The sequence below is a fragment of the Alloyangia pacifica genome (genome assembly GCF_003111685.1).
Lineage (GTDB): Bacteria > Pseudomonadota > Alphaproteobacteria > Rhodobacterales > Rhodobacteraceae > Salipiger > Salipiger pacificus_A.
Map to the genome: position 1 here is coordinate 121,077 of NZ_CP022193.1, position 18,279 is coordinate 139,355.

At 65.8% G+C, this 18,279-nt stretch carries 18 protein-coding genes; 13 read left to right on the forward strand and 5 right to left on the reverse strand.

The genetic code is table 11. The annotated features are described in order from the left end of the window. Window positions 1–47 precede the first annotated feature (47 nt). From CEW88_RS23070 to CEW88_RS23080, 3 genes are read left to right on the forward strand one after another with little or no spacing between them, the layout of a single operon-like run. The gene (locus CEW88_RS23070) at window positions 48–1,025 is read left to right on the forward strand and encodes a Bug family tripartite tricarboxylate transporter substrate binding protein (protein WP_108970733.1); all 978 of its coding nucleotides are present in this window, start codon (window positions 48–50) and stop codon (window positions 1,023–1,025) included. After that, a complete protein-coding gene (locus tag CEW88_RS23075) occupies window positions 1,022–1,453 on the forward strand; it encodes a tripartite tricarboxylate transporter TctB family protein (RefSeq protein WP_108970734.1) in 432 nt (143 codons plus the stop codon). Before CEW88_RS23070 ends, CEW88_RS23075 begins: the two co-directional genes overlap by 4 nt. A 9-nt stretch (window positions 1,454–1,462) precedes the next feature. Beyond that, window positions 1,463–2,965, forward strand: a complete 1,503-nt coding sequence (locus CEW88_RS23080) for a tripartite tricarboxylate transporter permease (RefSeq protein ID WP_108970735.1) — start codon at window positions 1,463–1,465, stop codon at window positions 2,963–2,965. A 180-nt stretch (window positions 2,966–3,145) separates the two neighbouring features. Here CEW88_RS23080 and CEW88_RS23085 read toward each other — a convergent pair whose 3' ends face one another. The 4 genes from CEW88_RS23085 to CEW88_RS23100 are packed head-to-tail and all read right to left on the reverse strand — an operon-like array spanning window position 3,146 to window position 6,563. Beyond that, window positions 3,146–4,402 carry an ABC transporter substrate-binding protein gene (locus CEW88_RS23085; protein WP_108970736.1) on the reverse strand — a complete coding sequence of 419 codons (1,257 nt, stop codon included), beginning with the start codon at window positions 4,400–4,402 and terminating at the stop codon, window positions 3,146–3,148. A 50-nt stretch (window positions 4,403–4,452) separates the two neighbouring features. After that, the gene (locus CEW88_RS23090; protein WP_193989111.1) at window positions 4,453–5,508 is read right to left on the reverse strand and encodes an aldo/keto reductase; all 1,056 of its coding nucleotides are present in this window, start codon (window positions 5,506–5,508) and stop codon (window positions 4,453–4,455) included. A gap of 1 nt (window position 5,509) precedes the next feature. Continuing rightward, window positions 5,510–5,854, reverse strand: a complete 345-nt coding sequence (locus tag CEW88_RS23095) for a TIGR04076 family protein (protein WP_108970737.1) — start codon at window positions 5,852–5,854, stop codon at window positions 5,510–5,512. Next, window positions 5,847–6,563: a GntR family transcriptional regulator gene (locus CEW88_RS23100; protein WP_108970738.1), complete on the reverse strand. Its 717-nt coding sequence runs from the start codon at window positions 6,561–6,563 to the stop codon at window positions 5,847–5,849. The genes CEW88_RS23095 and CEW88_RS23100 overlap by 8 nt, the downstream gene beginning before the upstream one ends. 123 nt (window positions 6,564–6,686) lie before the next feature. On the opposite strand from CEW88_RS23100, the gene CEW88_RS23105 reads away from it, so the two are divergent. Genes CEW88_RS23105 through CEW88_RS23125 form a run of 5 tightly spaced genes read left to right on the forward strand, consistent with a single transcriptional unit; the run spans window position 6,687 to window position 11,568 of the window. Next, entirely contained in the window at window positions 6,687–7,463 is a 777-nt protein-coding gene (locus CEW88_RS23105) for an ABC transporter ATP-binding protein (protein WP_108970739.1), read from the forward strand. Beyond that, complete coding sequence (locus CEW88_RS23110) at window positions 7,460–8,194, forward strand: ABC transporter ATP-binding protein (protein ID WP_108970740.1); 735 nt, start codon at window positions 7,460–7,462, stop codon at window positions 8,192–8,194. The genes CEW88_RS23105 and CEW88_RS23110 overlap by 4 nt, the downstream gene beginning before the upstream one ends. Next, a complete protein-coding gene (locus CEW88_RS23115; RefSeq protein WP_108970741.1) occupies window positions 8,191–9,105 on the forward strand; it encodes a branched-chain amino acid ABC transporter permease in 915 nt (304 codons plus the stop codon). Before CEW88_RS23110 ends, CEW88_RS23115 begins: the two co-directional genes overlap by 4 nt. Continuing rightward, entirely contained in the window at window positions 9,102–10,088 is a 987-nt protein-coding gene (locus tag CEW88_RS23120) for a branched-chain amino acid ABC transporter permease (protein ID WP_108970742.1), read from the forward strand. Before CEW88_RS23115 ends, CEW88_RS23120 begins: the two co-directional genes overlap by 4 nt. Then, window positions 10,081–11,568, forward strand: a complete 1,488-nt coding sequence (locus CEW88_RS23125) for an aldo/keto reductase (RefSeq protein ID WP_108970743.1) — start codon at window positions 10,081–10,083, stop codon at window positions 11,566–11,568. The genes CEW88_RS23120 and CEW88_RS23125 overlap by 8 nt, the downstream gene beginning before the upstream one ends. A 322-nt stretch (window positions 11,569–11,890) precedes the next feature. Here CEW88_RS23125 and CEW88_RS24780 read toward each other — a convergent pair whose 3' ends face one another. Beyond that, window positions 11,891–12,061: a hypothetical protein gene (locus CEW88_RS24780; protein WP_193989112.1), complete on the reverse strand. Its 171-nt coding sequence runs from the start codon at window positions 12,059–12,061 to the stop codon at window positions 11,891–11,893. Between the two features lie 252 nt (window positions 12,062–12,313). On the opposite strand from CEW88_RS24780, the gene parS reads away from it, so the two are divergent. The 5 genes from parS to CEW88_RS23150 all read left to right on the forward strand — a co-directional run bounded on the left by parS (window position 12,314) and on the right by CEW88_RS23150 (window position 18,241). Then, complete coding sequence (gene parS, locus CEW88_RS23130; RefSeq protein ID WP_108970744.1) at window positions 12,314–12,781, forward strand: type II RES/Xre toxin-antitoxin system antitoxin; 468 nt, start codon at window positions 12,314–12,316, stop codon at window positions 12,779–12,781. Further along, window positions 12,778–13,281 (forward strand): RES family NAD+ phosphorylase, encoded by a 504-nt coding sequence (locus CEW88_RS23135; RefSeq protein ID WP_108970745.1) that lies wholly within the window; start codon window positions 12,778–12,780, stop codon window positions 13,279–13,281. The genes parS and CEW88_RS23135 overlap by 4 nt, the downstream gene beginning before the upstream one ends. Window positions 13,282–14,645: 1,364 nt before the next feature. Further along, entirely contained in the window at window positions 14,646–15,818 is a 1,173-nt protein-coding gene (locus CEW88_RS23140) for an OmpP1/FadL family transporter (RefSeq protein ID WP_254694591.1), read from the forward strand. A gap of 158 nt (window positions 15,819–15,976) precedes the next feature. Continuing rightward, on the forward strand, window positions 15,977–17,710 hold the full coding sequence (locus tag CEW88_RS23145; RefSeq protein ID WP_254694592.1) for a long-chain-fatty-acid--CoA ligase: 1,734 nt from the start codon (window positions 15,977–15,979) through the stop codon (window positions 17,708–17,710). 120 nt (window positions 17,711–17,830) lie between these two features. Beyond that, window positions 17,831–18,241, forward strand: a complete 411-nt coding sequence (locus CEW88_RS23150) for a MerR family transcriptional regulator (protein ID WP_108970747.1) — start codon at window positions 17,831–17,833, stop codon at window positions 18,239–18,241. Window positions 18,242–18,279 lie beyond the last annotated feature (38 nt).

An 18,279-nucleotide genomic window follows, 5' to 3' on the forward strand; every position in this document is an offset into this window, starting at 1 on the left:
CCCCGGTGAAAACGGCCCCTTGGGCCAGAGGACGAAAGGGAGGAACCATGTCCTATTTGCGAAAATTCATCACCGGAGCGGTGCTCGCCACCGGCTTGACCGGCGTCAGCGCGGTCACCGCCAACGCGGCGGAATGCATCGCGCCGGCCGATCCCGGGGGCGGTTGGGACTTCACCTGCCGCACCGTGGGACGGCTGCTGACCGACCTCGGCCTCGAGGAGAGCACGGTTCAGGTCACCAACATGCCCGGCGGCGTGGGTGCAGTCGCGTTCGCCAATGTGGCAGGCAAGCGCGCTTCCGAGGGCGACCTGCTGGTCGCCACCTCGACGGTGGGCGTGACGCAGATTGCGCAGGGCAAGTACCCGGGCGGAATCGACGTGATGCGCTGGGTCGGCATGCTCGGAACCGACGTGGGCGTGATCACCGTGCCGGCGGACTCCGAGTATGAGACCATCGGCGACCTGCTCGACGCGCTCAAGGCCGACCCGACCTCCGTGCCGGTGGCGGGTTCCTCGGGCGCCGGGGGCTGGGACCACATCCGCCTGCTGATGCTGGCCGATGCCGCGGGCATGTCCGGCGAGGATTACAAGGCGATCCGCTGGGTGCAGTTCGATGGCGGCAGCCCCGCCGTGACGCAGATGCTCGGCGGTCAGGTCGGAGCCGTGTCGACCGACCTCGGCGAGATCGCCGGTTTCGTGGAATCGGGCGACATCAAGATCCTCGCGGCCCTGTCGGACGAGCCGATTCCGGCCTTCCCCGACGCGCCCACCGCCAAGGATCAGGGCCTTGACGTGACCGGCTACAACTGGCGCGGCTTCTACACGGGCGGCGATGTCTCGGACGAGGACTACCAGGCCTGGGTCGACGAGCTGAAATCGCTCTTCGACACGAAGGAGTGGAAGGAAGCGGCCGAGGGCAACGGCCTGATCACGGTCTGGCGCGGCGGCGAGGAGTTCGAGGCCTATGTCGCGGACCAGGCCAAGCAAATGGAAGAGATCTCGCGCAGCATTGGTGTCATTCAATGATCGACCGCATCGTCGGGGCCGTGGTCTTCGTGATCTCGGTCTCGGCCTTCTGGGTTGCGCGCGGATATGAGGCGGGTTTCGGGGATCCCCTGGGCCCCGCCGTGTTTCCGCAGATGGTCGCCGCACTGGCGGCCATCCTCAGCCTTGGGCTGATGCTGCGCCCCGATCCGAACCCCAAGACCCAGTCGCGCCCGGCGCTGGCCCGGCAGGTCGCCACCGTGACCGTGCTGGCGTGCTACGTGCTGCTGCTCGAGCCGCTCGGCTTCCCTCTCTCCACGACGCTCGGTACCGCCTGCCTCGCGCTGCTCTTCGGTGCCGGTCCGGCCAAAGCGACGCTGACCGGCGCGGCGGTGGGCGTGTCGCTCTTCGTGATCTTCGACAGGGTGCTGGGACTGCCCTTGCCCTTCGCGCCTGCATTCTTCGGCTAGCGAGACCTCATGGACATCTTGACCTCCCTCATTGGCGGCTTTGCCGTCGCCGTGACGCCGCTCAACCTCGCGCTCGCGGTTTTCGGCTGCTTCGCCGGCACGCTGATCGGCGCGCTGCCCGGACTCGGCCCGGTGAACGGTGTCGCGATCCTGATCCCCGTCGCCTTCGCAATGAAGCTCGAGCCCGGCTCGGCGCTGATCATGCTGTCCTGTATCTACTATGGGTGCATGTACGGCGGTCGGATCAGCTCGATCATGCTCAACATCCCCGGCGACGAGCCCGCGATCATGACCACGCTCGACGGCTACCCCATGGCCCGAAAGGGGCAGGCGGCCAAGGCCCTTGGCATTTCCGCAGTGGCATCCTTCACCGGCGCGACCCTGGCGACGCTCGGGCTGACCTTCTTCGCGCCACTGCTGGCAAAGGCGGCGATCCACTTCGGGCCGGCGGATTACTTCGCGCTCTACGTGATGGCCTTTGCCACCATCGGCGGGGTGACCGGGGTGAACCCCTTCAAGACGCTGCTCGCGGCGGTGCTGGGTCTGCTGCTGGCCAGCGTTGGGCTCGATCCGGCCACCGGAACGGCGCGCTACACCTTCGGGTCGTACCACCTCTATGATGGCTTCGATCCCATCGTCGCCATCGTCGGCCTTTTCGCGGTCAGCGAGATCATCATGTATTTCGAGAGCCACGCCACCTCTGGTGCCGGGCCCGCCAAGCTCGGCCGCGCCCTGCCCCGGCTGCGCGAGGTCTTCGAGGGTTTCCCCGCTGCGCTGCGCGGCTCGGTGATCGGCTTCGTCTGCGGCGTTCTGCCAGGCGCCGGTGCCTCGCTCGGGGCTTTCGTCTCCTACAGCACCGAAAAGCAGATCAGCGACAAGAACGGGACCTTCGGCACCGGCGACCCGCGCGGCATCGCCGCGCCGGAGGCAGGCAACAACGCGGCTTCCGGCGGCGCGCTCATCCCGATGCTGACGCTGGGCGTGCCCGGCTCCGGTACAACGGCGGTGATGCTGGCGCTGCTCGTCTCTCTCAACATCCAGCCCGGCCCATTGCTCTTCGAGCGCCAGCCGGACCTCGTCTGGGGCCTGATCGCGGCGCTCTATCTTGCCAACCTCGTGCTGCTAATGCTCAACGTGCCGATGGTGGGCATCTTCACCCGCCTGCTGTCGCTGCCGCAGTGGCTGCTGATGCCGATCGTCGTGATGGTCAGCTTCATCGGGATCTATTCGATCAGCCATTCGAGCTTCGATCTCTTCGTGATGATCGGCTTTGGCCTGCTCGGCTACGCCCTGCGCAAGTTCGAGATCTCGTTGGTGCCAGTGGTGCTCGGGCTGCTGCTTGGCGCCGATATGGAGAACAACCTGCGCCGGGCGCTGTCGATTTCGGGGGGAGACTTCGGCATCCTGCTGCAAAGCCCCATCGCGCTGGTGATCTACGGCTTCACTGCGCTGATGCTGCTCTTTTCCTTCGGCATCGCCATGCGCCGACAAACTCCGCCGCTGGCGGACTGATCCGCCCGCAATGTGCCACGGCTTTCGCCCGGCACACAGGCACGCGCTTGGTCTGCGCCGGGCCGCACGATGGCCAAGGCCGCGGCGGCCCGGGGCCCTCGCGCAAATCAAGGCCCGCACCAGGCCACATGCAAAAACGCCCCGGGCAAGACCGGGGCGTTTCTTGTTGTCGAGGGCGGCTTACTCGCTGATCGCGGACTTCACCTGCGCAACCTCTTCCGGCGACATCGTGCCGGAGGTCACCACCTCGCCATCGGTGATCTTCCACAGGCGGAACGGGCCGGTGATATCGCCATACTGGTCAAAGACCACCGGGCCGATCACGCCTTCGTAGCGGATCTTCTCGCCGGCCTTGATCAGCTCGAGCGCCTTCTTGAACTCCTCGGGACCAGCGTAGATCGGCTCGCCCTCGGTGCCCGTGACCTGCGGGATCGCGTCGCGGATCGCATCGGCCGAGGCCTCTCCCGCCTGCGCGATGGCCAGCGCGACGATGGCGCCGGCATCATAGGAGCGGTCCGCCGCCGGCGCATCGGGCGCGATGCCGCCGGAGAACTCAGCAAAATTGTCGTAGAAATAGGTGGTCGACGCCGTCTCGGAGGTCCCCGACGAGGTGCCGTAGGCGCCGTCGAGGTATTGCGCCCCGACCGCGCTGATAAAATCCGACGAGTTCATGCCGTCGTTCAGCAGGAAACTTTGCGGCCCGCCGGAGGAAATCCATGCCCGCGCAATGGTCGCGCCATCCACCGGGTAAGAGATCAGGTAGAGGCTTTCGGGATCGCCCTTGAGTGCCGCGGTCGCTTCCGAGGAGTAGTTCGCCTGCTTCTCGTTGTAGGGCGTGACCGAGGTGATCTCGCCGCCGAGGGCCTCATAGGCCTTCTTGAACTCCCGCATCATGTTGACGCCGAAATCGTTGTTCACGTGGATGATGGCGAGCTTGTTCAGACCTTGGTCGATGGCGTATTGCGCCGCCGCGGTGCCCTGCAGTGCATCCGAGGTGATGGTGCGGAAGAAGTAGCCGCCGGTCTTGCCGTCCTGGCCGAGCTGCGTCAGCGTCGGCGAGGACGAGGCCGGCGAGACCTGCACCACGCCCGCAGGCCCGGTGACCGAGGTCAGGATCGGGATCGAGACCGAAGAGATGATTCCGCCGATCAGCACCGGCACCTTGCCGATGTTGACGAGCTGCGTCGCTTGATCAACGGCGACGTTGCCCTGGCTCTGGCTGTCGCGGGTGTCCGAGGTGATCTTGCAGCCCAGCACGCCGCCGGCGTCGTTGATGTCGCGGAAGGCCATGTCCACGGCCTTTGCCCCGGCCTGACCGTAGACGCCAGCCGGGCCGGTCAGTTCCATGACCATGCCGACCTCGACCTCGCAATCTTGGGCCATGGCCCCGGTCGCCAGGGCGGCGGCCGCAGCGGAGGCAAGAAGAAGATGTTTCATTTCAGGATGCTCCTGTTGGAAGGCGCCCGTTCCGGGCTGGGATCGGAGGCTCAGGCCTCTTCTTTGTTGAGGTTGTATTTCATGATCGAGCCGTGGCGGCCATGGCGGTCGCGCTCGAGCGTGTAGACATCGCCCTCGAGCTGACGGGCCTGCGCCAGCACTGTGTCGATCGCGGCCGTGTCGGCGGCGCTCAGCGTGACCTCACCGACCTGCAGGTTTGCCGCGAGGTGGCTGCGGTTGCGCGCGCCGACGATGACGCCGGCGACCTGCGGCCGGGTCAGCACCGCAGCAGAGGCCACGGTCGCCACGTCGCAGCCATGGGCGTCGGCGATGGTGCGCAGAGTTTCCAAGAGGCTCTGGAAGAGGTCCCAGCCGCCGAAGTCCTGGATGATCAGGTGGTATTTGGTCAGCGAGCGGTTCTCCATCTCGCCCTCGGGGTCGGGCTGGCCAAGCCAGCGGTCGGACAGGAAGCCGCCCGCGACGGTGCCGTAGCAGAGGAACTGCATCCCCCTCTCGGCCGCCAACCCCGCCATCCGCTTCTCGGGGCGGCGATCGAGCAGGGAATATTGCGTCTGCAGCGTCGCCAGCCGAATGCCCGCATCGAACATGGCTGCCACGTGGTCGGTGTCGAAGTTGGTGCCGGAGAGAAGCTGGATCAGCCCCTCGTCCTGGAATTCCTTGAGCCAATGCGCCGCCTGCAGCCAGTCGCCCTGCGCATAGTCCCACCAGTGGAACTGCACGAGATCGAGGCGCTGCACGCCGAGCCGCGTCGCCGAGCGGGCCACGGTTTCGCGCAGAATGGGCCGGGTCAGCCGGCCAAGCTTGTCGAGATCGGGCACGCATTTGGTATGCACGCGAATCCGCGACAGCGCCTCGGCTCCATGACGATTGGCATATTCGGCACGGAAGGCGCCGATGATCTCCTCGACGCCGGTGTAGATGTCGGCGCAGTCGAAGGTGGTGATGCCGGCCTCTGCGGCGGCGATCAGATCCTCCACCGCCTCGGCGCGGTCGATCTGGCCATGGCCACCGGCCAGCTGCCAGCCACCGCGGATCACGCGGGAAATCTCGTAGCCGGGGGCCAGTGTGGTGCGCGGCAGGGTCATGTCATCTCTCCTTGGGCAGCGGGACGGCGGTGGTCTCGGCATGGCTGAACTGCCGCTTGCCGATCCGGGTGATACGCAGCCGGGTCGAGCAGTTGGGGTCCGGGCAGGCCACTTCGGCGTCGGTGCTCATCCAGTCGTTGGGGTGGGTCTGGCGCTGCTTTGCCGCGAGCAGCGGCAGGACAGAGGCCAGCGAGTAGACCGAGAACCCCTGCCCTGGCGGCAGGTACAGCATCTCTCCGCGAAGCTCGAACCAGTCGCCGGGCTTGGCATTGCAATAGATCGCCCCGCCTTCGGGGGCGACCACCTCGACCTTCAGGTCCCAGAGTTCGAAGCTGTCGTCAGTCATCTTGGGCCTTCTTCATGTCAGCGCGGATCAGGTCGAAAGATTGGGTGATGTCGGCATGCAGCGCGGCGACGGCAGCCTCCGCATCTCCGGCCTCGAGCGCGGCGATCAGCGCCCAGTGATGATGCACCGCGGTCAGCGACGGGTTGCGCCCGTAGATGATCGCCGAGGCCCGGACGAAAGGTCCCGACTGCATCCAAAGGCTGCGCACGATGGGCAGCAACACGTCAGAGCCGGCAGCGCGATAGATCGTGAAGTGGAACTCATGGTTAAGCACCGAAGTCTCGGTGGCATGCTCGGGAGCGAGCCGCACAAACGCGTCCTCGCAGGCCTGCGTCTGCTGCCGCAGCAGACCGATCGTTTCGGGCGCAATCTGCGCCGCGGCAAGGCGCACCAGCTCGCCCTCGATGAGGCAGCGGGCGCGCGAGAGGTCGTCGAGTCGCGCCTCGGTGATCAGCGGCACCCGGGTCGAGCGGTTCGGCATGACCTCGAGCGCGCCTTCCGTCCCCAGCCGGCCAAGTGCCTCGCGCACCGGCATGATCGACACGCCCAGCGTGTCGGCCACGGCCTGCATGCGGAGCACCTGTCCCGCGGCAAAGGCCCCGTGGATCAGCGATTTGGTCAGCTCCTCGTAGACGCGCTGCTGCAGCGACGCGCGCCCCACGCGGCCGAGCCCTGGAACCGTCATGTCGTCCGTTTCGGTGTCGCTCATCTGTCCTCGCCGTGCCGTTCAGACGTTTTTGGCTTGCATCCGAGATCCGTGTCAATAATCTTTGATCAAAGATATAATTCCGCCGAGCGCAACGCCGGTCTCGGCGGCCACAGGGAAATTGGAATGGATACGACCCGAGGCGCGGTCCTCTCGGCGCATGGCCTTTGCCGCAGGTTCCAGGGAATCCAGGCGGTGGACGACATGTCCCTCTCGCTGGCCCCAGGCGAACTGCTGGGCCTGATCGGGCCGAACGGGGCGGGCAAGACCACGATGTTCAACATGCTCGCCGGCTCGTTGCCCCCATCTGCGGGGCGGATCGAACTCATGGGCACCGACGTGACCGCCGAGGGCGCCGAGAAGCGCCTTGGCCGCGGGCTGGGCCGGACTTTTCAAATCCCCCGCCCCTTCCCCCGGATGAGCGTGCTCGAAAACGTCCTTTGCGGCGCGCAGAAGCAGAGCGGCGAAAGCGTCTTCGGCGCCACTTTCCGCATCGGTGCCTCGCGCCGTGACGAAGCGCGGGCGCTGGAGAAGGCCCGGCACATCATCGATTTCCTGTTGCTCACCCATCTGGTCGATCAACCCGCAAGCGTGCTCTCCGGCGGCCAGCGCAAGCTGCTGGAATTGGCGCGGGTCCTCATGGCCGACCCCAGGGTGATCCTGCTCGACGAGCCGGCCGCCGGGGTGAACCCCTCGCTGCTCGAGCAGATCATGGCGCGGATCGTGGACCTCAACGCGCAGGGCGTGTCGATCCTGCTGATCGAGCACAACATGGACATGGTGGCGCAGCTCTGTTCCCGCGTCGTGGTCATGGCGCTTGGCCGCGAGCTGGCGCAGGGCGCCCCGGCCGCGGTGATCCGAGATCCCGAGGTGGTGCGCGCCTATCTGGGGGATGCCGCATGAGCGAGCTATTGCGAGTCCGCGGTCTCTCGGCCGGCTACCAGCCCGATCTGTCGATCCTGAAAGGCGTCGATCTGACGGTGGCGGACGGCGAATTCGTCGTGCTGCTCGGTCCCAACGGCGCGGGCAAATCGACACTGGTGAAGACCGTGGCCGGACTGGTGCCCGTTCATGGCGGCTCGGTCGCCCTCAAAGGCGAGGAAATCTCTGCCCTGCCCGCCCATCTGCGCCTGCGGCATGGGCTGGCCTTTGTGCCGCAGACCGAGAACATTTTCGCCCGGATGACCATCCGCGAGAACCTGCAACTCGCCGCGCAAATCCTGCCAAAGCAAGAGCGCGCAGAGCGGATCTCCGCGATGATGGACACCTTCCCCGACCTCGCCCGCCGCCCCGGCACCCGCGCGGGCGGCCTCTCGGGCGGGCAGCGGCAGATGCTGGCCGTGGCACGCGCGCTGATCATCGATCCCGAGGTGCTGATCCTCGACGAGCCCTCTGCGGGCCTGTCGCCGCTGATGGTCTCGGAGGTCTTCGACCGGCTGCGAGAAATCAACGGCAAGGGCACGACCATCCTGCTGGTGGAACAGAACGTGCGGGCGGGGCTCGAGATCGCCAGCCGCGGCGTGGTTCTGGTCGAAGGCCGAGTGGCACATGATGCGCCATCGGATGCGCTCGCCAATGACCCGATCGTGGCGGACCTCTATCTCGGCGGTCACCAAAAGGAGGCACAGGCATGATGCTGCAGCCGATCATGGATGGGCTGGTCAACGGGGCGATCATCGGCCTCGGCGCCATCGGCGTGACCCTGACCTACGCGATCCTGCGCTTTGCGAATTTCGCGCACGGCGAGCTGTTGAGCTGGGGCGCCTACCTCGCGCTGACGGTCAGCGGGGCGCTCGGGGCGCTGCTGCCCGGGCTGGGCACCCCGCTGGGGCCGTTCAGCTTCGGCTGGTCGGTGCCCATTGCCATGGCCGGGTCGATCCTGCTGACCGCCGCGCTGACGCTTGCGGTCGACTGGCTGCTCTTCGGACGGCTGCGCCGCTCGGGCGCGGTGACAATCATTCTCGTGATGGCCTCCTTCGGCGCGGCGCTGGCGCTGCGCAACCTGCTGGAGTTCGCCTATACCTCGAGTCCGAAGTACTTTTCGAACGCCCTGCAGATCAGCCGCGAGATCCTGCCCGGCCTGCGCGCCACCCCCGACCAGCTGCTGGTCGTGGCGCTTGGGGTGGTGCTCGTGGTGCTCGTGCACCTGTTACTGACCCGCACCGCCGCAGGCCGCTCGATGCGCGCGGTCTCGGAGGATCCGCAGCTATCGGCGCTGGTCGGCATCGACACCCGCGCGGTGATCCGCATGGTTTGGGTGCTCGGCGCGGCGCTCGCCGCGGTGGCTGGGATCATGTCCGGCGTGGTGGTGCAAATCCGGCCCACCATGGGGCATGACCTGCTTCTGCCGCTCTTCGCCGCGGCGATCCTCGGAGGCATCGGCTCGGTTCCGGGCGCCATGCTGGCCGGGTTGATCGTCGGGCTGGCCGAGGCGCTGACTGTGCAACTCATCGGCGCGGAATGGCGCGCGGCCGTGTCCTTCGTCATCCTCGTCGCAGTCCTGCTGCTGCGCCCGCAGGGCATCTTCGGAAAGGTCACCGCATGATCGACCTGCTCTCTTACGCCGCCTTCTTCCTGACCATGGCGCTGACCTATGCGGTCATCTGCCTCGGGCTGAACCTTCAATGGGGTCAGACGGGCCTCTTCAACGTCGGCGTCGCGGGTTTTGTCGCCGTGGGCGCCTATGTCTCGGCAATCCTGACCACCCCGCCGATCGACGGACGCATCGGCGGCTTCGAGCTTCCGATGGTCGTCGGCTGGCTCGGCGGTGGGCTGGCCGCGGGGCTGCTGTGCCTCGGCATCGGTGCGCTGACCCTGCGGCTGCGCTCGGATTATCTCGCCATCGCCACATTCGGCGCCGCGGTGGTCATCCAGCTGGCGCTGCTGAACCTCGAGGGGCTCACCGGTGGCCCCTTCGGCGTCGGCTTCATCCCCCGCCCCTTCGGCTCGCTGCAGGGCGATGCCGACCTTTTCGCGCTCGCCAACCTTCTGGTGATGATCGTCACAGTGCTGCTGTGCTATCTCGCGCTCGAGCATCTCGTCCGCTCCCCCTGGGGCCGCGTCCTGCGGGCGCTGCGCGAGGATGAAACGGCGGCGCGTGCCCTGGGAAAGAACCCGGTGACCTATCGGCTCCAGGCGTTCGCCATCGGCGGTTTCGTCATGGGCCTCGGCGGCGCGGCGCAGGGCCATTTCATCGGCTTCATCGCCCCCGACAACTACCTGCCGATCCTGACCTTCCAGGTCTGGACCATGCTGATCGTCGGCGGTTCGGGCAACATGCGCGGCGCGATCCTCGGTGCTGTTCTCGTCTGGGCGATCTGGGCCGTCTCCGGCTCGGCCGTCAGCGCGCTCTTCCCCACCGAGCAGCAAGCGCGCGCCGCCTCGTTGCAGATCGTCATGATCGGCGCCGCGCTCTGCGCCGTGCTGCTGCTGCGTCCGCGCGGCCTGCTCGGCGAGGCTGGCACCCTGCGGCGGCGCAAGACCCGCACTGCCCCCAAGATTTCCGAAGGAACCGAGACAAATGCCTGACACCCGCCTTTCCGCCGGCAAGTCCCCTGCCCTGCCGCGCGTCGATCTCGCGCCGGGCCTGAACATCGCACGCCTCGTTTGCGGCCTGTGGCAGGTCGCCGACCTAGAAAAGGACGGCAGCACGCTCGATCCTGTGAAGGCCGCTGACCGGCTTCAGGCCTATGCCGCGGCGGGGTTTGACAGCTTTGACATGGCCGACCACTACGGCTCGGCCGAGGTGATCACCGGAGAGCTGACCTCACGTCCCGGCATGGCGCACGTCACCGCTTTCACCAAGTGGTGCCCCGAGCCCGGTCCAATGACGCCGGAGATCGTCCGCGCCGGGATTCAGGATCGCCTTGACCGGCTGCGCACCAAGCGCATCGACCTGCTGCAATTCCACTGGTGGAGCTTCGAGGATCCGCGCTGGCTCGATGCCCTGCGCGAAATCGAGGCGCTGCGCGCCGAGGGGTTGATCGGTGCCATTGGGGTGACCAACTTCGACGCCGCCCATCTCGAGGTGGCGCTGGCCGAGGGCATCGAAATCGTCTCGAACCAAGTGAGCTTCTCCCTCGTTGACCGCCGTGCCGCCGGCGCCCTGACCGCGCTCTGCAAGCGCTGGGGGGTCAAGCTGCTGGCCTATGGCACGCTCTGCGGCGGCTTCATCTCCGAGAAATGGCTGGGCAAGCCCGAACCGCGCGACATCCCCGATTGGTCGCGGATGAAATACAAGCGGTTCATCGACGTGGCCGGGGGCTGGGAAATCTTTCAGGAATTGCTCGCGGCGGCGCATGAGATCGGCCAGAAACACGGCGTGTCGCTGTCGAACGTTGCCTCCCGCTGGGTGCTCGACACCCCCTCGGTCGCCGCGACGATCATCGGTGCCCGCATCACCGAAGCCGAGCACCGCGCCGACAACCTGCAGGTGTTCGGGTTTTCACTGGACGCCGAGGATCACGCGAAGCTCGGCGCGGTCTTCGCGCGCATGACCATGGTGCCCGGCGACTGCGGCGACGAGTACCGCAAGCCGCCCTTCCTCACCGCCTCCGGAGACCTGTCGCATCACCTGAGCGAACTCCCCCCGGTCCATCCCGCCTTGGCCGATGCTGCGCTTGCCGATCGCGCCCGGGTCTTCACCGGCTCGAAATGGGAGCCGATTGCCGGCTATTGCCGCGCGGTGAAAGTGGGCAACCGTATCCTCGTGTCCGGCACCACGGCGACCCATGGCGACTCTCACAATGTCGCGCCCGGCAACGCCGGGGCGCAGACGACCTATATCCTCGACAAAATCGTCGCCGCCCTGCGTGCCCATGGCGCCGGACCCGAACACGTGGTGCGCACCCGGGTTTACCTGGTCGATGCCGAGGACTGCGAGGCGGTCTCCGTCGCGCACGGGCGCTTCTTCGCTGATCATCCCCCGGCCAACACCCTGCTGCAGGTCGCCCAGCTGATCGGACCCTACCGCGTTGAGATCGAGGCCGAGGCGATCCTGCCTGCCTAATCCTCCCCGCCCATGAGAACGGCATCGCGCGGCCCCCAAGGGGGCCGCTACCTGTCTTCGCTTGCCTAGCGGGTGGAATCTCTGCGCCGTTGCACATGCTTCGTCTCTCGACGGCGCTATCACCGTGCAACCGTCCTCACCGACACATCAGCCTACGGTGCTTGGGTATGCTGAGAGGATGCGGAGGGCATTGGCAGGCGGCGGGCATCCGGGGCTCCATTCCGGCACTGCGCGAGCCCGACACCTTCATGCTCCGCCCGGAAACAAAGAGCCCGCCGGAGCAACGTTCCGGCGGGCTCTGAAATAGGGATGTTTGCCGGCTTCAGGCCGAGGTGGCCTTCTCGTGCCGATCGCGATGCATGGAAACGGCCTCGAGCAGCAGCTCCGGATCCTCTCCGGCGGGGCAGACTTTCTGGGCAATGTCGAAATCGGACACGCCCTGCTGCAGCAGTCGCTCGATGGCGGTGGTTTGTTCGCGGCTGAAAATACCCATGTGACTGTTCTCCCTTTTTGTGGCCCGGACATGGCAAGCCCAGCAGGGCGAGACGTGTCGTCCACTGGCAGGCGCTGGTTGTCCGGGTGACCGCCGAATTTTCTGGCGGAGACCCCTCCTAGCACAAAGCAAGAACTCGGCAAAGGGCTTTGTCCCACATTTTCGAGGCATTCCCGCCGCCCCGCCACCATCTTGAATTCTGCGCCATCTGTCGTATATATTGCGACATATGGCGCGATGGAGGGTCATGACATGCAAGCCATTCACTTTGATAGCGACATCGGCCGCGCCGTCCATCTTCTCGGGGGCGAGAAGACCATGGACGCGAAGGTCAACAGCGCGCTCGACGCGCATGAGGTCTTGATGAAGGGGCTCCCGGCCGGAGCGCTGCTGCATCTCGTTTCGTCGGTCGGATTCCTTGACCAGGGCCCGGCCCTGTACAACGCGGTCGGGATTTCCGTGCGAACCCTGCAGCGCATGAAGGCCAAGGGTGCGGACGAGTTGCTCAGCCGAGAGCAGAGCAGTCGCGCCTGGCGCTTCGCCGAGATCTTCGGCAAGGCGATCGAGGTGCTTGGCTCGGAAGCGGCCGCGGTGGACTGGATGAACAAGCCGGCGATCGGCCTCGAGCGCCGCTGTCCGATCGACCTAGTCGCAACCTCTGCCGGAGCCGAGGTCGTTGAAGAATACCTGACCAGGATGGAGTACGGGGTCTATACATGACGCCCCTGCCGCCGCCCCTCGGGACCGGAGAATTCAGATTTTGGCGCATCGACCAGAAGAAGCACTATGGGACATGGTTCACCGGCGAGGGCGCCTTCCGGGTCGGGGGCCGGTGGAACACCTCGGGCGTCCGGGCGATCTATGCCTCGCTGGACCCCGCGACCGCCTGCCTCGAGGTGGCGGTGCACAAGGGGTTCGAGGCACTGGACATCGCGCCGCATTTCCTCACCTCGGCGCGCATCCTCACGCCGGCTAAAATCCATGTCGTCTACCCTGACGACATCCCCAACCCGAATTGGATCAGCCCTGCGCCGCTGAGCCGCAACCAGCAAACATTCGGAAACGACCTCTTGGCCCAGCACGGGTGCTTCCTGATTCCATCGGTCGTGTCCCGCTTCAGCTGGAATCTGGTGATCGATGCGACTCAGGCGGAGGGGCTGTTTGACGACGTTCAGCAGACCCGGTTCACGCTGGATACCAGGCTGCAATCTCCCCTTTGAGTTCCGCGAGACGGCAACGCTACTGGCGCCGCGAACCCTGAGCGAGTCGGACAAAGCGAGCCGTCGCGCGCAGCGATGTCCGAGCACGCCGCTTCGTGCCCGCGACTATTCGACGACTCTCAGGTAGGGGCGGATGTGTTCGACCGAGTACCACGCCGCAATCTCGCTGGTCTCGACCTTGAAGAAGGGGTCACCTGAAACGATCATCGGTCCATCCGTGACCAGTCCGATTTCCTGCGGCCGTCTCTTTTCCGGCTGCACAAGAACCCTGGTACCAGCTTGAAAACGTGGTCTTTGCATAATGGCCATACTCTCCCGAAACCATTCAGGATCAGACTGCGCCACAGCGTGCACATTGCAAGCATCCGCCAATCGGCGGGCCGGAAGCGGCAAGAAACTGCCACTTGCCCCGCGCGTTCGAAAAGCCGCGGCACATGGCGCAAGAGTCCGCATGGGTGTCTGTGAAATCTTGAGGGGGAGTGCGGCGGCGACCCAAGGGAGGAGGAGAAGGGTCGCCGCCAATTTCCGGGGTTCAGGGAGGAGGAGAAAACCCCGGGAAACTCGCCGACGCATCGCTGCGTCTTGAGGACATATCTACATAATGCTGCTTTGCAGCACAACGGTCAGCTTTGCAGACCTGTTTTGTGTTGCACGCATACCGCAGCCAGAGGTGATGCCGATCTTCCCGGCCCGAACAGTCATTCGCCAAGGGGAAACATTCGGGAAAGGGCGAAAAGCGCAGATCCGGCCGCCCCTTTTCCTCGAGAGGCGACCGGATCGCTGGAGATGACCGCCCCTCCCAAAGCGGCACCTCGTGACCGACCCACCTCCCAGTATGCCGGCCAGATTTTGAATGGACGATATGTCGCACCTTCCCAAGGTCGGTGTAAAGGTCACAGACCCGTCGCGGCGCAGCGTTAATTCCGGCCAGCTGGAACCGGACCCTCCTCCGACGGGAGGTCGGGTCGTCCGTCTACTGCCGCTCCCGAGTTCGACAGAGTTTTTTTTCCCCCTCCCCTCGCGGGGCAGCGCAGCTCGACATCAGTGCTCTTGATGGGCGGATGATCGTGCCATGAGGGGCTCCTTTGTCCAATGACACCGCCCGTGCGCGGCTACCGCCGGGCGGGGGAGAGACCTGCCTCGGTCCCAGACGGCAGAGCCGGGGTAACTAATACGTAAACCTGTTGACGTATTAGTTACGCCTCGCTACCAAAGACTACGGATTTCAGAAATCCGATCGTTTTAGGGAGGAGCGATCAATGTCTGGATGCGTAAAGCATTCCGCTATTGTGGCGGCAGGAGCAGTAGTTGCGCTCTTGCCAATGACGGGCGCGGCGACTGCTGCCGGCTTTCAGTTACGTGAGATGAGCGCCGAAGGCGTGGGCACGGCCTTTTCCGGCGCGACCGCCAAGGCGGCGGACCCGTCCACGATCTACACCAACCCCGCAGGGATGATGCGTATCCCGGGCACTCGGGCCCAGCTCGACTTGAACTACATCGCCCCGCAGATTCGCTTCTCGGGGGATGCGGGAACAACCGGGCTCAGCTATTCTGGCAACAACGGCGGGGACGCGGGCGAGAGCGCACTGGTGCCGGCATTCTACGGCCTCATCGACCTCACCCCCACGATCAAGGCGGGGCTCTCGCTGACCGTGCCCTTCGGCCTCGCCACCGAGTATGACGACGACTGGAAAGGCCGCTACTTTGCCATCGAGAGCGAGATCCAGAACATTGTCCTGACGCCGAGCATCGCCTGGCAGGCCACCGACCAGCTGTCGCTCGGGGCCGGCATCCAGATCGGTCATGCCGACGCGACACTGTCGAAAGCGCTCAATCTCTCGCCGCTCGGCCTTGGCGACGGAATGTCGGAGCTGACCGGCGACGGCTATGGATATGGTTTCACGCTGGGCATGCTTTACGAGATCGCGCCGACGACCCGCGTGGGCGTGAGCTATCGATCCAAGGCGAAATACACGCTCGAGGGCACCGCCAAGATCACCGGTGTGCCGGATCCCTTTATCTCCGCGGTGCCGCAGCTGCGAAGCTCCGACGCCGAGGCAGAGGTCACCATGCCGGATGTCCTGTCGATCGGGGCCTACCACGAGCTGAACCCGCAATGGGCCGTGATGGGCGACCTGTCCTGGACCAACTGGTCGACCTTCGAAGAGCTGCGCGTGAAGTTCGATGACGGCCGGCCCGACGATGTGACCGAAGAGAACTGGCACGATTCCTGGTTCGTCGCCCTGGGAGCAGACTACAAGCCGCGCGAGAACCACACGATCCACTTTGGCGTCGCCTACGACCAGAGCCCCGTGCCGAACGACAATCGGACCGCCCGGATCCCGGATTCCGACCGCTACTGGGCGTCGCTGGGCTACAGCTACGAGTTCGCACCGGATCGGACGATCAACTTCGGCTACACCCACATCTTCTTCGACGACGCCGACATCGAGGAGACAACGGGGGCAGGGACTCTCAAGGGCAGCTATGAAGGCCACGCCGATATCCTGAGTGCCAGCCTGACCTACCGGTTCTGAGCCGCCTTGGGGCCCCGCGCGCGCCTGTCGCAAGCGGTGCGCGGGGCCCCAAGACCGCCAGCCAGTTCAAAAAAGCCATGTCCGGACTCCCGGAACATGTCCCGTAGCCTGCGTTTCCCAAGCGCCGGACCAGCCGCCCTGTACCCGGAGCCCCGCTCATGAGCCCGAATGACATCGCGCCCGACACGCTGATGGCCCGCCGACCGGCCACAGACGCGCCCGCGGCTGCCGCGGCGGACCCCATCGCCCCGTCCGGCACCATGTCCGATCTTCTCGACACCGCCGTGCGCCTTCACGGTGACCGCCCGGCCATGCATTTCCTCGGACGCCGCTACAGCTATCGGGAGCTCGGCGCCCTCGTCGACCGCGCGGCCGCGGGCTTTGCAGGCCAGGGGGTCAACAAGGGCGTACGTGTAGGCCTTTGCCTGCCGAACATGCCCGCCTTCGTGATCTGCTATTTCGCGGTGCTCAAGGCAGGTGGCACCGTGGTGAATTTCAACCCGCTTTACGCCCCTCGCGAGCTGCAGCACCAAATCGAGGACTCGGGCATCTCGCTCATGGTCACCACGGATTTGGCGGCGATCTATCCCAAGGTCGCGGCTCAGCTCGGGCGCGGCGCGCTGGAGCGGCTGGTCATCTGTCCGATGGCCGAGATGCTGCCCCCGCTTAAGAGGCTGCTCTTCCCGCTTCTGAAGCGCCATCAGCTCGCCCGCGTTCCCACCGATGCCCGGCACATCTCTTTCCGGCAACTGACCCGGAACGACGGTGCCATCACCCTCGCTCCGATCAGCCCCGAAACCGATCTCGCCGCCTTGCAATACACTGGCGGGACAACCGGGCTCTCCAAGGGAGCGATGCTGACCCACGCCAATATCGTCGCCAATGCCGAGCAGATCCTCGAGCGGCTGCCCGATCCCAGGATCGGCGAGGAGCGGGTGCTGGCGGTCCTGCCGCTGTTCCACGTCTTCGGCATGACCGTCGCCATGAACCTCGCCGTCCGCATCGCCGCCGAGATCATCTTGGTGCCGCGCTTCGACATCGAGGGCACGATCAAGGTGATCGAGCGCCAGCGGCCGACACTCTTTCCCGGCGTGCCGACGCTCTACACCGCGATCAACCACGCGCTCGAGAAGCGCCCGGCGGATCTCTCCTCGCTGCGCTGCTGCATCTCGGGCGGCGCCCCGCTGCCCGGCGAGGTGCGCCGCGGGTTCGAGGCCCTGAGTGGCTGCCGCCTCAGCGAGGGCTATGGCCTGTCCGAAAGCTCGCCGGTGGTCTGCTGCAACCCCTTCGATGGCAGCGCGCGCGACGGCTCGATCGGAAGGCCGCTGGCAAAGACGCAGGTCGAGATCCGCGATCTCGCCGACCCGAGCCGGATTTGCGCCCCGCACGAGAAGGGTGAGCTCTGCATCCGCGGCCCGCAGGTCATGCAAGGCTATTGGAACCGCCCCGAGGAGACCCGCGCGAGCTTCATCGACGGCGCGCTGCGGACCGGCGATGTCGGCTACGTCGACGAGGAGGGGTTCTACTTCATCGTTGACCGGATCAAGGACGTGATCCTCTGCAGTGGCTACAATGTCTACCCGCGGGCCATCGAAGAAGCGCTCTACCAGCACCCCGCGGTGGCCGAGGCCGCAGTGATCGGCGTCGCCGACGCCTATCGCGGCAGCGCGCCCAAGGCCTTCGTGGTGCTGAAGGCTCCGCTCGACGCGGCAGAGGAAGACCTCCAGGGCTTTCTCAAGGAGTATCTCTCGCCCATCGAGATGCCCAAACAGATCCAGATCTGCGAAAGCCTGCCGAAGACCCCGGTCGGCAAGCTCTCGAAGAAGGCGCTTCAAGACAGCGAGGGCGCGCACGCCGAAACAGCACGATCCGGGGGCACGGCGGCGTCATGACCTGCGTAAGCGTCCTCACATGCCCGGAAGGGCCTGTTCATCGCCCTGGCCATGATGGTACAAGTCAACGCGGATTGCGTCCGGCGCACTCGGTTAACCCTCTGTTTCGACAGGACTCGTATGGACAAGCTCTTCTCGATCTCGGACCTATCGAAGGAGCTTGGCGTGACGCCGCGCACCATCCGCTTCTACGAGGAACAGGGGCTGCTGCTGCCGCAACGGGTCGGCACAAATCGGATCTACACCTCCCGGGATCGCGGTCGGCTGATCCTGATCCTGCGCGGGAAACGCCTGGGCTTCACCCTCAAGGACATCCGGGAATACCTCGATCTCTACGACGCCGATCCGACGCAGCGCGAGCAGATCGATGCCTTGCTCGGCAAGGTCCGTCAGCGCATCCAAGAGCTGGACGAACAGCTCGAGACGCTGCGCGTGACGCTTGGCGAGTTGCGCGAGATCGAGCAGATGTCGCTGGACGCGCTGGAGCGTCACGAACAGGCCGCCGCCGGGACCATGGCCCGGAAGCGCTGACCCCGACCGGACCCCGCAAGGGTCCGCCCCACCATATT

Coding starts and splice junctions, on each gene's coding strand:
- CEW88_RS23145 (WP_254694592.1), top strand. CDS start 15,977: ATGAGCCCGAATGACATCGCGCCCGACACGCTGATGGCCCGCCGACCG.
- CEW88_RS23090 (WP_193989111.1), bottom strand. CDS start 5,508: ATGACCCTGCCGCGCACCACACTGGCCCCCGGCTACGAGATTTCCCGC.
- CEW88_RS23105 (WP_108970739.1), top strand. CDS start 6,687: ATGGATACGACCCGAGGCGCGGTCCTCTCGGCGCATGGCCTTTGCCGC.
- CEW88_RS23125 (WP_108970743.1), top strand. CDS start 10,081: ATGCCTGACACCCGCCTTTCCGCCGGCAAGTCCCCTGCCCTGCCGCGC.
- parS (WP_108970744.1), top strand. CDS start 12,314: ATGCAAGCCATTCACTTTGATAGCGACATCGGCCGCGCCGTCCATCTT.
- CEW88_RS23120 (WP_108970742.1), top strand. CDS start 9,102: ATGATCGACCTGCTCTCTTACGCCGCCTTCTTCCTGACCATGGCGCTG.
- CEW88_RS23135 (WP_108970745.1), top strand. CDS start 12,778: ATGACGCCCCTGCCGCCGCCCCTCGGGACCGGAGAATTCAGATTTTGG.
- CEW88_RS23150 (WP_108970747.1), top strand. CDS start 17,831: ATGGACAAGCTCTTCTCGATCTCGGACCTATCGAAGGAGCTTGGCGTG.
- CEW88_RS23140 (WP_254694591.1), top strand. CDS start 14,646: ATGAGCGCCGAAGGCGTGGGCACGGCCTTTTCCGGCGCGACCGCCAAG.
- CEW88_RS23080 (WP_108970735.1), top strand. CDS start 1,463: ATGGACATCTTGACCTCCCTCATTGGCGGCTTTGCCGTCGCCGTGACG.
- CEW88_RS23070 (WP_108970733.1), top strand. CDS start 48: ATGTCCTATTTGCGAAAATTCATCACCGGAGCGGTGCTCGCCACCGGC.
- CEW88_RS23100 (WP_108970738.1), bottom strand. CDS start 6,563: ATGAGCGACACCGAAACGGACGACATGACGGTTCCAGGGCTCGGCCGC.
- CEW88_RS23085 (WP_108970736.1), bottom strand. CDS start 4,402: ATGAAACATCTTCTTCTTGCCTCCGCTGCGGCCGCCGCCCTGGCGACC.
- CEW88_RS23075 (WP_108970734.1), top strand. CDS start 1,022: ATGATCGACCGCATCGTCGGGGCCGTGGTCTTCGTGATCTCGGTCTCG.
- CEW88_RS23115 (WP_108970741.1), top strand. CDS start 8,191: ATGATGCTGCAGCCGATCATGGATGGGCTGGTCAACGGGGCGATCATC.
- CEW88_RS24780 (WP_193989112.1), bottom strand. CDS start 12,061: ATGGGTATTTTCAGCCGCGAACAAACCACCGCCATCGAGCGACTGCTG.
- CEW88_RS23095 (WP_108970737.1), bottom strand. CDS start 5,854: ATGACTGACGACAGCTTCGAACTCTGGGACCTGAAGGTCGAGGTGGTC.
- CEW88_RS23110 (WP_108970740.1), top strand. CDS start 7,460: ATGAGCGAGCTATTGCGAGTCCGCGGTCTCTCGGCCGGCTACCAGCCC.